Below are 11,724 nucleotides of genomic sequence, written 5' to 3' on the forward strand. Positions count from 1 at the left end.
CCGAAGGGGGAGAGATCTCATTATCGACCGATTTGTCGAGAGTTTGCGGCTCTGGCGTTTTCAGCCTCCCCCCAGTGGGCGGTCGATGTTAATATAAGCCGTTTTTTTCAATCCCCGAGGATGGACATGGCCAGTAAAAAAATCGACCGTCTGAGTTTTGATGCCACTCTGGAAGAGCTGGAAACCATCGTTCATCAGCTGGAGCAAGGTTCCCTCCCGCTGGAAGAGGCGCTCAAGCAGTTCGAGCAAGGAGTCCATCTGGTGCGTGCCGGTCAGCAGAAGCTGGAACAGGCAGAACAGAAGATCCAGATCCTGCTGAGCAAAGCCGATGGCGGTGACCAGCTTGCCCCCTTCCAGCCAGAACAAGGAGAAGAGTGAGTGGCGCTGGACCATTTTTCCCGTCTGCATCGTCAGCGTATTGACGACTGTCTGTCAGCACAACTTGAATCCTTGCCCGCCATGGCACCGCGCCTGCGCGATGCCATGAAATATGGCTTGCTGCTGGGCGGCAAGCGGGTACGTCCCTTTCTGGTCTACGCCGTCGGCGAGATGCTGGGGGTAAAGAGCGAACTGCTCGATGGCCCGGCCGCTGCGGTGGAGTGCATCCACGCCTACTCGCTGCTGCACGACGATCTGCCCGCCATGGACGACGACGATTTGCGTCGCGGCCAGCCGACCGTTCACAAGGCCTTCGATGAAGGCACTGCCATTTTGGCCGGTGATGCCCTGCAGACGCTGGCGTTCTCCATTCTGGCCGATCACCCCATGCCAGAGACACTGCTGGCCAACCGGGTGCGCATGCTGAGCACCCTCGCCCGTGCTTCCGGTTATCTCGGTATGTGCGGCGGTCAGGCGCTGGATCTGCAAGCGGAAGGACGCCGGATCACGCTCGCCGAGCTGGAGCAGGTACACCGCCACAAGACGGGGGCACTCATCGAGTGCGCCGTCACCCTTGGCGCCCTGTGCAAGGAGAATGTGGACGAAGCGACCCTGACGGCGCTGCAAACCTATGCCTCCGCCATCGGCCTCGCCTTCCAGGTGCAGGATGACATCCTCGACATCACAGGTGACACCGCCACCCTGGGCAAACCGCAAGGCTCCGACCTGGCGCTGGAGAAGAGTACCTATCCGGCCCTGCTTGGACTCGAAAACGCCCGTGAGCTGGCTCGCGAACTGCACGGTAAAGCCTTAACAGCCCTGCAATCCTTGCCCTACAATACCGACATTCTGGAAGCGTTCGCCGATTACATCATCGAGCGAACCCACTAAACGCTGGATAACAGTTAAAAAATGAGCGTTGATATTAGCAATTTCCCCAATCTGGCCCTCGCGGACACCCCGATAGAGCTGCGTTCCCTGCCCAAAGAGCGGCTACCGGTGCTGTGCAACGAGCTGCGCGAATATCTGCTGCGCTCCGTCAGCCGCTCCAGCGGACACTTTGCCTCCGGTCTCGGCACGGTCGAACTGACCGTGGCCCTGCACTACGTCTACAACACCCCGTTCGATCGGCTGATCTGGGATGTGGGCCATCAGGCCTATCCCCACAAGATCCTGACCGGGCGCCGTGACCAGATCCACACCATCCGGCAGAAGGATGGTCTGCACCCCTTCCCCTGGCGTGGCGAGAGCGAGTACGACGTGCTCTCCGTCGGCCACTCCAGCACCTCCATCGGTGCCGCGCTCGGTATGGCGGTTGCCGCCGAGAGTGAAGGGCTGGGCCGCAAGGTCGTTGCGGTGATCGGTGATGGCGCCATCACGGCGGGGATGGCTTTTGAAGCGCTCAACCACGCCGGCGACGTCCATAAAGACATGCTGGTGATCCTCAACGACAACGAGATGTCCATCTCCGAGAATGTCGGCGCGCTCAACAACCATCTGGCCCGGGTCATGTCTGGCAAGCTCTACACCACCATCCGCGAAGGCGGCAAGAAGGTGCTGGCCGGTCTGCCGCCGGTCAAGGAGCTGGCCAAGCGGGCCGAAGAGCACCTCAAGGGGATGGTGGTGCCCGGCACCCTGTTCGAGGAGTTCGGCTTCAACTACATCGGCCCCATCGACGGTCACGATATAGAAGCGCTGGTCGAGACCCTGCGCAACATGCGCAATCTCAAGGGCCCGCAGCTGCTGCACGTCAAGACCAAGAAGGGCAAGGGCTACGAGCCGGCGGAGAAAGACCCCATCGGTTATCATGCCGTGCCCAAGTTCAATCCGGACGAGTGCGCCCTGCCCAAGGCGAGTGGTGCCAAACCCACCTTCTCGGCTATCTTCGGCCAGTGGCTGTGCGATATGGCGGCCAAAGACGAGAAGCTGGTCGGCATCACCCCTGCCATGCGCGAAGGTTCCGGGCTGGTGAAATTCAGCCAGCAGTATCCGGATCGCTACTTCGATGTGGCTATTGCCGAGCAACATGCGGTCACTTTTGCTGCCGGTCTCGCCATCGCCGACAAGAAGCCGGTGGTCGCCATCTATTCGAGCTTCCTGCAACGGGCCTACGATCAGGTGATCCACGACGTGGCGCTGCAAGAGCTGCCGGTGCTGTTCGCCATCGACCGGGCCGGTCTGGTGGGTGCCGATGGCCCGACCCATCAGGGTGCATTCGACATCAGCTTCCTGCGCACCGTGCCTAACATGGTGATCATGACCCCCTCCGACGAGAACGAATGCCGTCAGATGCTCTATACCGGCTATCGCCATCAGGGGCCTGCCGCGGTGCGCTACCCACGTGGCAGCAGCCTGAGCGATGCCCCCATCTTGCAGGAGATGCAGGCACTGGCACTTGGCAAGGGACGCATCATCCGAGAGGGCAAAGGCACCGCCATTCTGGCGTTTGGCACTCTGCTGCAACACGCCAAATCGGCGGCCGAAGCACTCGATGCCACCCTGGTGGACATGCGCTTCGTCAAGCCGATGGATGAGGCGCTGGTGCTGTCGTTGGCTGCCAGCCACGATCACTTCGTCACCATCGAAGACAATGCCATCATGGGCGGCGCCGGTTCGGCGGTGAACGAGCTGCTGATGCGCAGCAAACAGTGTAAGCCGGTGCTCAACCTCGGCCTGCCGGATCGCTTCGTCGAACAGGGTACCCAGCAGGAGATCTATGCCCTGCTCGGTCTGGACGATGCTGGCATCCAGCGCAGTATCGAAAGCTGGCTGCAAGCCTGATAACGCTTAAAGCTATCAAAAAAAAGAAGGGCGCCTCATTGGCGCCCTTTTTATTCTTCATAATCTAGAACCTGTTCAAGGACTGTCGCGAGAAGGCCGTCAACAAGGTAAAGAGCAGCGCAGGAACCGGAGTGTATGTGAATACATGAGGATTCCGAGCAGCACATGAGCCTTGATCACGGCCTCGCAGTAAGTTCTTGCTCAGGTTATCAACCTTTGTAGATCTTGGGGTTAAACACATCCCGCAACCAGTCACCCAGCAGGTTGATGACCAGCACCAGCACCACCAGACAGATACCCGGGAAGGCGGTGATCCACCAGGAGCCGGAGAAGATGTAGTTGAAGCCTACGCTGATGAGCGAGCCCAGCGACGGCTGATCCACCGGCATACCCAACCCCAGGAAGGAGAGCGCCGCCTCACTCATGATGGCGTTTGCCACCTGCACGGTGGAGATAACCAGAATCGGCGACAGGCAGTTGGGCAGAATGTGGCGGAACATGATGCGCGGGGCGCGGAACCCCATCACCTTGGCCGCCTCCACATACTCCTTCTTCTTCTCCGCCAGCACCGAGGCGCGCACGGTACGGGCGTACTGCGGCCACTCGGCAATCCCGATGATCACCACCAGCATCACGATGGCAAAGCGCGAGTAGAACTCGGAGCCAAAGGTCGCCTGAAAGATGGCGGAGATGATGATCGCTACCATCATGGTGGAGAACGACAGCTGCACGTCGGCAAAGCGCATCAAGAGGTTATCGATACGACCGCCAAAGTAGCCTGCGATCAGACCGATGACGATCCCCAGCACCAGCTGCAGCCCTACCGCAAACAGACCGATGGTCAGCGAGATACGGGCACCATAGAGGATGGTGCTCCAGATATCCCGTCCCTGGTTGTCGGTGCCGAGCCAGAAGCGCTCCTCGCCGCCATCCAGCCATGAAGGAGGCAACTCGGCATCCATCAGGTCGAAACTGGTCTGGTCATAGACGTTGTGCGGGGCGATCCAGGGGGCCAGCAAGGCAGCCACCACGAACACCACGAACACCGCAAAGCTGAACATGGCTACCTTGTCCCGCAGGAAGTAGTAGACGATGTCGGAGTTCTTGAAACGTGCCCAACGGCTTGGGCTTGCAGTTACAGCGTTACTCATGCTTACCCCTTGGCAGTCAGGTTAACGGTCGGGTTGATCAACCCATAGAGCAGGTCGACCAGGGTGTTGGTCACCACGAAGATCAAGCCCACGAAGATGACGTAGGCGGTGATCAGCGGGGTATCGACCCGGTGGATCGCCTCGAGGAACAGGAAGCCGGTTCCCGGCCACTGGAACACGCTCTCGGTCAGGATGGTGTAGGCCACCATGGTGCCGATCTGCACCCCACCGACGGTAATGACCGGCAGCATGGTGTTCTTCAGGGCGTGCTGGTAGTAGACCTTGTTGTTGTCCAGCCCCTTGGCGCGGGCGAACTTGACGTACTCGGAGGAGAGCTGCTCCAGCATCTCGGAGCGCACCAGCCGGATAAACAGCGGCAGCATGATGGAAGAGAGCGACACCGCAGGCAGGATCAGGTGCTTGATGCCGTCCCAGGTGAAGAAGCCCGACTCCCAGCCCAGCAGGTTGCGGGTCTCGCCTCGACCGTAGGCCGGCAGCCAACCCAGCTGGATGGAGAAGAGATACATCAGCATGATAGCGGTCAGGAACACCGGGATCGAAATGCCGATACTGCTCCCCGCCATGATTATCTTGGTGGGAATGCTGCGCGGCCGGATCGCCGAGTAGACTCCCAGCGGAATGGAGACCACGACGATGATCAGTGCAGCGGCAAAGACCAGCTCAAGAGTAGCCACCAGCTTGTCGAGGATCACCTCAAGAGCCGGTCGCTTGAAAAAGTAGGAAGTACCCAGATCCCCGTGCACCGCATTTTTCAAAAAGCGGCTGTATTTGACGAGGAAGGGATCGTTGAGGCCCATCTTCTCGCGCAATTCGTGGCGCTGGGCTTCGGAGACGGATTGTCCCACCAGCTCGCGCAACGGATCCCCCAGGTTGTCCTGGATGGAGAAGGCAACCAGGCTGATGACGAACATCACTATCACGGCCTGATAGAACCGTTTCAGCAGGAATGTAAACATGCTTGTCCTTCTACGTGGCCTGTGTCGTGGCACAGGCTTCTGTTAGCAGGCGGAGTGGCCAGCTGACCACTCCGCCCCGTCCTTCCTTGTGACGTTCGCTTACTTGCCGACCACCAGATCGCCGAAGTAAGGGAAGTTCATCACGTTGACCACCGGCTTGATGTCGACGTTCTTCTTGGCGCCATAGGCCAGATCTTCCCAGTGCAGCGGCACATAAGCTGCATCCTCGATCACCATGGCTTCCACCTTCTTCAGCATCTCGGCACGCTTGGCCGGATCTGTCTCGGCGTTGGCCTGCTCGACCAGCTTGTCAGCCTCTGCGTTGGCATAGCCAGCGCAGTTGTACTGACCCATACCGGTCTTGGCATCCTTGGTGAAGGTCAGGAACTCGAAGAAGTTCGCGGTATCTTCAGTGTCGGAGTGCCAGCCAATCATCTGCATGTCGGCGGCGCACTTGTCAAACTCCGGCCAGTACTGGGCCACCGGCATGGTCTTCAGATCCACCTTGATGTTGATCTTGGCCAGCATGGCGGAGACCGCCTGGGCAATCTTGACGTCGTTGACGTAACGGGCTGCCGGGGCGATGAAGGTCATCTTGAAGCCCTTCTCATGACCGGCTTCTTTCATCAGCTGCTTGGCTTTGGCCAGATCATACTGGGGCACCAGCGCTTCGTTGTGACCGGCATAGCCTTTCGGGCTCAGCTGGCCGGCCGGGGTACCGAAGCCCTTGTTGATCTTCTCGACGATACCCACCTGGTTGATGGCGTAGTTGATCGCCTGGCGCACGCGCTTGTCTTTCAGCGCCGGGTTGGTGTTCTGGTTCAGCTCGATGATGATGGCGCGGGTACCGGACAGGGTGACCAGCTGGGAGTCCTTGCCATTCTTCACCCGCTCCAGATCGTTCGGCGCAACCGGGTAGATCACATCCACGTCACCACCCAGCAGCGCGGCTACGCGGGTCGCGTCTTCCTTGATCGGCACCACGGTCAGGTTCTCGACGTTACCCTTGGAGGCCTTGTCCCAGTAGTTGGGGTTGCGGACATAATCGAGCTTCACGCCCTGCTCGCGGAACTTGACGGTGAACGGGCCGGTACCGGAGACGTGGGTAGAGGCATAGGAGTCGCCGTTCTTGACGATCTCGGCCTTGTCTTTGCCCGCTTCGGTCTTACCGGTATAGAACTTGGAGTCCATCGGGAAGATGTAGGTGACGGTCTGCAGGATCAGCGGGAAGGGCTTCGCGGTGATCAGATCGACGGTGTAGTCATCTACCTTCTTCACTTCGACGATGGGGTCGAAGATCGCCTTGAAGTCGACAGAGGACTTCAGACGGTTGACGGTCCATACCACGTCATCGGCGGTAAAGTCGTTACCGGAGTGGAACTTGACCCCTTTGCGCAGGTGGAAGCGGACGGTCTTGTCGTCAACACGCTCATACTTCTCGGCCAGACGCGGCTCGAATTTCAGATCCTGGGTGTAACGCATCAGGGGATCGAATACCAGGTGCGACATCTCCAGGGTCTGACCGGAGAGCTGCTCCTGCGGATCCAGCGAGGTGGCATCGGAGGCGACACCTACCTTGATATCAGCGGCAGAGACGCTGAAGGCGAAACCGGCGGCAAACAGCGCCAGGGCAATCTTGGAAAATCCTTTCTTCATCTTTTTCTCCATGCTTTTGGCTTTTTTATTAACGAACAACGGGTTTGAGCGACCATCCGGCGCACCGGCGCTCTCCTAGCTTGCGATTTCCAGCCCCTCGCGGGACATTCCCTTGAACTCCGGCATGAGGGAGATCAGCTTGCGGCTGTACTCATGCTCGGCATTGGTAAAGAGTTTCTCGGTCTCGGCCACTTCCACCAGATGACCGTGCTGCATCACCCCGATGCGGTCGCACATCTGGCGGATCACCGGCAGATCGTGGCTGATGAACAGCATGGTGAGCTTGAGCTCCTGCTGCAGATCCTTGAGCAGGTTGAGGATCTGGGCCTGTACCGAGACATCCAGCGCCGAGGTCGGCTCGTCGCAGATGAGAAAACGGGGGCGGGTCGCCAACGCACGGGCAATGGAGATGCGCTGGCGCTGACCACCGGAGAACTCATGGGGATACTTGACCCCGGCACCGCGGCCAAGGCCGACGTGATCCAGCAGATCCCCCACGATCCCCTCGATCTGGCTCTCGCTGCTCGCCAGCTGATGGAGGCGGATCGGCTCGGCGATGATATCGCGCACCTTCATCCGCGGGTTCATCGAGGAGTAGGGGTTCTGGAACACCATCTGCATCTGGCGACGCAGCGGGCGACGCTCGCTCTCGCTCTTGAGGGCGGTCAGATCGATCCCCTCAAAGACGATTTTGCCGGTATCAGGCGGATAGAGACCGGTGATGGCGCGGGCAATGGTCGATTTACCTGAGCCCGACTCCCCCACCAGACCGAAAGTCTCACCCTCGAAGATCTCGAAGCTAATGTTGTTGCAAGCACGCACATACTGGCGGCGGCTCGGGAAGATGGAGTCCTTGGTGACAAACTTCAGATCGACGTTCTCCACCCGCAGCAGCGCCCCTTCATAGGCACGCTCGTCCTGACTCTGACCGAGCCAGTGGGTCTTGAGGTCGATATTGGTATCCGGCGCGCTGGCATCCTCGATATAGGAGACCAGCGGGAAGCGCACCAGCTTCACGTCGGAGCGAGGCACCGCCGAGATGAGGCTGCGGGTATAGGGGTGATTGGGGCTGCCCAGCACCTGTTCAGTGCGGCCAAACTCCACCAGATCGCCGCGATACATCACCGCCACCTTGTCGGTGACGTTGGAGACCACACCCATGTCGTGGGTCACCAGCATGCAGCCCACCTGACGCTCCTTGCAGAGGGTGCGGATGAGCTGGAGGATCTGATCTTGGATGGAGACGTCCAACGCCGTGGTCGGCTCGTCGGCGATGATGAGTTCAGGATCGCCGGAGAGGGCGATGGCAATGACCACCCGCTGGCGCATGCCACCGGAGAACTGGTGCGGATACTGCTTGATGCGCAGCTCCGGGCTCGGGATACCAACCGCCTTCATCAGATCCAGCGCCTTGGCAAAGGCCGCTTCGCGTGACAAATCGGTGTTGGCCAGAATGGTCTCGACCAGCTGATGCTCAACGGTGAACAGCGGGTTGAGGGAGGTCATCGGATCCTGAAAGATAAAACCGATGCGTGAACCACGAATAGCCCGCATCTCGTTCTGGCTCTTGCCGGAGATAAGCTCGCCATTGAGGTAGATGTCGCCACGGGCGATGCGACCCGGCGGGCTCAGGAGATCGATGACGGCGTTGCCGATGGTGGATTTGCCGGCACCGGACTCACCTACGACGCCGACAATCTCCCCTTTTTCGATGGAGAAAGAGAGATCCTTCACTGCGGCCAGTACCCCGTAGCGGGAGGGATACTCGATCCGCAAGTTCTTTACTTCGAGCAAGGACATGTTTACCTCTGCGGGGGACATCCGTCCCAAATAATTCGTCCATAAATCGGCCGCAGATGCCGGTGCTGCTCAGGGCAATTAATGCTCAATCCGTGTAGCAGTTAAACCAGCGATCCGGGCGGGTTTTTTGCATTTTTTTGGAATAACCCGCGAGTAAATTAGACGGTTTGCCCACGGGTGTAAATGATTGAGTTATACAATTCCGCAATGTTTTGCGCAGATAACCACCATTTCCATAGCGAAAAATGATGACTATAGTCACAAAAACGGCCCGCATATCCATATACCTACCGCTAGCATTACTTTAATTTCAACAAGAACGCAACAAGCAGCATTTATCACTATTCTCCATTCGCGGTAAGGCCCCGAATGAGTAGTGAATATTTATGTGAAATGGATGATATACGGCAGCATATGCCGATGAATGAAAATTAGGCAGATATAAATCGGGGAGTGCTGTAACAGTCACTCCCCGGGAGAGGGCAATCAAGCGAGCCAGGCGGCCAGTAATTGCATACAAATGAGGGCGAACAGAGCGGCAATCAGATCGTCCAGCATGATGCCGAGGCCGCCGTGGATACGGCGATCAAACCAGGAGATGGGCCAGGGTTTGAGCACATCGAACAGGCGAAACAGCAGGAAGCCCGCCAGTACCCACTCCCAACCGGCGGGCGCCGCTATCATGGTGACGCCAAAGCCGATCACCTCGTCCCAGACGATAGCGCCGTGATCCGGCATGCCGATGGCATCGGTGGCGCTCTGGCAGATGCGGATACCGATCAGGAATCCCACCACCAGCAGGGCGATAAACCAGTGGGTCGGCAGCCCACTCACCAGCAGGTAGAGCGGGATGGCGGCGATCGTTCCCATGGTGCCCGGCGCCTTGGGGGAGAGACCGGAGCCAAAGCCCACCGCCAGAAAGTGGAGCGGATTCTTCAGATCCAGTCGTTTCAGCTCGGGCTTTATCATGAACAGACTCATGCGAAGTGATCCCACCCTTTCAGTTGCAGCTCGACCGGCTGCTCGCCACGCAGGTACTCGATGCCCGGTTCACCCGCCACGATGCGGCCAATACGGGTAAACTTGACCCCGCTGTGGGCCAGCGCGGTATCGAGCGCGCCGTGATGCTCCTGCGGTACGGTGAAGCAGAGCTCGTAGTCATCGCCGCCGGCCAGCGCCAGCTGCCACGCATCCTGCTCGCTCACCGCATCCTGCAGCACCGGCGAGAGCGGCAGCAGATCAAGATCGATCTGGGCCCGCACGCCGGACGCCTTGAGGATATGGCCGAGATCCGATGCCAGCCCGTCAGAGAGATCCAGCGCACTGCCCGCCAGTCCGCGCAGTGCCTGTCCGGCCAGAATGCGGGGATGGGGGTGATCGAGGCGTGGCAGCACGGCCGCCAGCTGGTTCTCGTTGAGGGTGCGTTTGCCCAGCAGGTGGGAGAGCGCCAGGGCAGCATCCCCCAGGGTGCCGGTGACATAGATGCCGTCACCGGCTTTGGCTCCGCTGCGCATCAGGGCGCGACCGGCAGGCACCGAGCCCTTGACCGACACCGTGATGGAGAGCGGCCCGCGGGTCATGTCTCCGCCCACCAGCGCCACGTTGTAGTACTCGGCGAGCTCCAGGAATCCTTCGGCAAAGCCGGCGACCCAGCTCTCGTTGATGGCCGGCAGCGTCAGCGCCAGCGAGACCCAGCGCGGTTCGGCCCCCATGGCGGCGAGATCGGAGAGATTGACCGCCAGCGCCTTGTAGCCGAGATCGACCGGATCCATGTCGGGGAAGAAGTGCACGCCGCTGACCAGGGTATCCGTGCTCACCGCCAGCTGGGTGTCGGGGGGCAGGGTCAGCAGGGCGCAATCGTCTCCAGGGCCCATCACCACGTCCTTGCGGGCGTGGGGGACCTTGAAGTACTTATCAATCAGCTCGAATTCACCCATACAGTAAAAAGCCAGCGATAAGCTGGCTCCTCTATTAGATGCTGATGAACGCAGCTATCAGCGCTTGTCCAGCGACTTGATCACCTTGTCCAGTACACCGTTGACAAACTTGTGGCTGTCATCGGCGGCGAAGGCTTTGGCCAGCTCGATCGCTTCGTTGATGACCACGCGCGGCGGCACATCATCACGACGGGTCAGCTCGTAGGTCGCCAGACGCAGGATCGCCTTGTCCACCATGTCCACTTCTTCCAGCGGACGGGAGAGGAAAGGTGCGAAGACCTTGTCCAGCTCGTTGCAGTGGAGCGATACCCCGAACAGCAGATCGCGGAAGTAGTTCAGGTCTACACCCTTGGTGTCCTGATCAATCTTGAACTGCTCTTCGATGTCACCCACGTTGGCCTTGGTCATCTGCCACTGGTAGATGGCCTGGGTGGCGCAATGACGGGCTTTACGGCGCTCAGACGGTTTCAATGCATTTCTCCTCGTTACACGTCCAGTTCTTTCAGGACGTTGATCATTTCAAGCGCTGCCAGTGCAGCCTCTGCACCCTTGTTACCCGCCTTGGTACCTGCACGCTCGATGGCTTGTTCAATGTTTTCGGTAGTCAGCACGCCGAAGGCGACGGGGATTTCATACTCCATCATCACCTGGGCCATTCCTTTGCTGTTCTCGTTTGCCACCAGATCGAAGTGGTAGGTGCCGCCACGGATGACAGTACCGACCGCCACGATGGCGTCATATTTGCCGCTCTTGGCCAGCTTCTTGATAACCAGCGGCATTTCAACTGCGCCCGGTACTTTCACCAGAGTCAGATTGCTGTCCTGCACTTGACCTTGACGCTTCAGTACGTCTACTGCACCACTCACCAGGCTGTCGTTGATGAAGCTGTTGAAACGGGCAACGACAATGGCAACGCGCGCCTCGGGAGCGGCAATGTTTCCTTCGATAACCTTCATTGGAAATCCTGTATCTGTGAAAGCAAAAGGGCCGGAGTCAAAAGTGCGCACATTCTAGCACAACAGACCCACGACAAAAACCATGGCC

11 protein-coding genes are annotated in these 11,724 nt (G+C 59.1%); 3 read left to right on the forward strand and 8 right to left on the reverse strand.

Annotated elements, in window-relative coordinates; genetic code table 11:
• Positions 1–126: 126 nt before the first annotated feature.
• From xseB to dxs, 3 genes are read left to right on the forward strand one after another with little or no spacing between them, the layout of a single operon-like run.
• On the forward strand, positions 127–378 hold the full coding sequence (gene xseB, locus AAHA39_RS06675; RefSeq protein WP_320655155.1) for an exodeoxyribonuclease VII small subunit: 252 nt from the start codon (positions 127–129) through the stop codon (positions 376–378).
• A complete protein-coding gene (gene ispA / locus AAHA39_RS06680; RefSeq protein WP_033114147.1) occupies positions 379–1,269 on the forward strand; it encodes a (2E,6E)-farnesyl diphosphate synthase in 891 nt (296 codons plus the stop codon).
• Between the two features lie 21 nt (positions 1,270–1,290).
• Complete coding sequence (gene dxs, locus AAHA39_RS06685; RefSeq protein ID WP_320655157.1) at positions 1,291–3,159, forward strand: 1-deoxy-D-xylulose-5-phosphate synthase; 1,869 nt, start codon at positions 1,291–1,293, stop codon at positions 3,157–3,159.
• Positions 3,160–3,368: 209 nt separating this feature from the next.
• On the opposite strand, the gene AAHA39_RS06690 is transcribed toward dxs, so the two are convergent.
• From AAHA39_RS06690 to ribH, 8 genes are all read right to left on the reverse strand, one after another.
• Positions 3,369–4,310 carry an ABC transporter permease gene (locus AAHA39_RS06690; protein ID WP_033114145.1) on the reverse strand — a complete coding sequence of 314 codons (942 nt, stop codon included), beginning with the start codon at positions 4,308–4,310 and terminating at the stop codon, positions 3,369–3,371.
• Positions 4,311–4,312: 2 nt separating this feature from the next.
• On the reverse strand, positions 4,313–5,287 hold the full coding sequence (locus AAHA39_RS06695; protein ID WP_041207966.1) for an ABC transporter permease: 975 nt from the start codon (positions 5,285–5,287) through the stop codon (positions 4,313–4,315).
• Between the two features lie 99 nt (positions 5,288–5,386).
• Complete coding sequence (locus tag AAHA39_RS06700) at positions 5,387–6,943, reverse strand: ABC transporter substrate-binding protein (RefSeq protein WP_320655160.1); 1,557 nt, start codon at positions 6,941–6,943, stop codon at positions 5,387–5,389.
• Between the two features lie 75 nt (positions 6,944–7,018).
• Positions 7,019–8,743, reverse strand: coding sequence for an ABC transporter ATP-binding protein (locus AAHA39_RS06705; RefSeq protein ID WP_320655162.1), 1,725 nt, complete (start codon positions 8,741–8,743; stop codon positions 7,019–7,021).
• A 486-nt stretch (positions 8,744–9,229) separates the two neighbouring features.
• Positions 9,230–9,724: a phosphatidylglycerophosphatase A family protein gene (locus AAHA39_RS06710; RefSeq protein WP_185227651.1), complete on the reverse strand. Its 495-nt coding sequence runs from the start codon at positions 9,722–9,724 to the stop codon at positions 9,230–9,232.
• Positions 9,721–10,680 (reverse strand): thiamine-phosphate kinase, encoded by a 960-nt coding sequence (gene thiL, locus AAHA39_RS06715; protein ID WP_041207962.1) that lies wholly within the window; start codon positions 10,678–10,680, stop codon positions 9,721–9,723. The genes AAHA39_RS06710 and thiL overlap by 4 nt, the downstream gene beginning before the upstream one ends.
• Positions 10,681–10,737: 57 nt before the next feature.
• Positions 10,738–11,151 carry a transcription antitermination factor NusB gene (gene nusB / locus AAHA39_RS06720; RefSeq protein ID WP_033114140.1) on the reverse strand — a complete coding sequence of 138 codons (414 nt, stop codon included), beginning with the start codon at positions 11,149–11,151 and terminating at the stop codon, positions 10,738–10,740.
• A 14-nt stretch (positions 11,152–11,165) separates the two neighbouring features.
• A complete protein-coding gene (gene ribH / locus AAHA39_RS06725) occupies positions 11,166–11,636 on the reverse strand; it encodes a 6,7-dimethyl-8-ribityllumazine synthase (RefSeq protein WP_033114139.1) in 471 nt (156 codons plus the stop codon).
• Positions 11,637–11,724: the final 88 nt, after the last annotated feature.

This window comes from Aeromonas sp. SE22, from assembly GCF_038739755.1.
Lineage (GTDB): Bacteria > Pseudomonadota > Gammaproteobacteria > Enterobacterales > Aeromonadaceae > Aeromonas > Aeromonas jandaei.

Coding starts and splice junctions, on each gene's coding strand:
- dxs (WP_320655157.1), top strand. CDS start 1,291: ATGAGCGTTGATATTAGCAATTTCCCCAATCTGGCCCTCGCGGACACC.
- ribH (WP_033114139.1), bottom strand. CDS start 11,636: ATGAAGGTTATCGAAGGAAACATTGCCGCTCCCGAGGCGCGCGTTGCC.
- xseB (WP_320655155.1), top strand. CDS start 127: ATGGCCAGTAAAAAAATCGACCGTCTGAGTTTTGATGCCACTCTGGAA.
- AAHA39_RS06700 (WP_320655160.1), bottom strand. CDS start 6,943: ATGAAGAAAGGATTTTCCAAGATTGCCCTGGCGCTGTTTGCCGCCGGT.
- AAHA39_RS06690 (WP_033114145.1), bottom strand. CDS start 4,310: ATGAGTAACGCTGTAACTGCAAGCCCAAGCCGTTGGGCACGTTTCAAG.
- AAHA39_RS06705 (WP_320655162.1), bottom strand. CDS start 8,743: ATGTCCTTGCTCGAAGTAAAGAACTTGCGGATCGAGTATCCCTCCCGC.
- AAHA39_RS06695 (WP_041207966.1), bottom strand. CDS start 5,287: ATGTTTACATTCCTGCTGAAACGGTTCTATCAGGCCGTGATAGTGATG.
- AAHA39_RS06710 (WP_185227651.1), bottom strand. CDS start 9,724: ATGAGTCTGTTCATGATAAAGCCCGAGCTGAAACGACTGGATCTGAAG.
- thiL (WP_041207962.1), bottom strand. CDS start 10,680: ATGGGTGAATTCGAGCTGATTGATAAGTACTTCAAGGTCCCCCACGCC.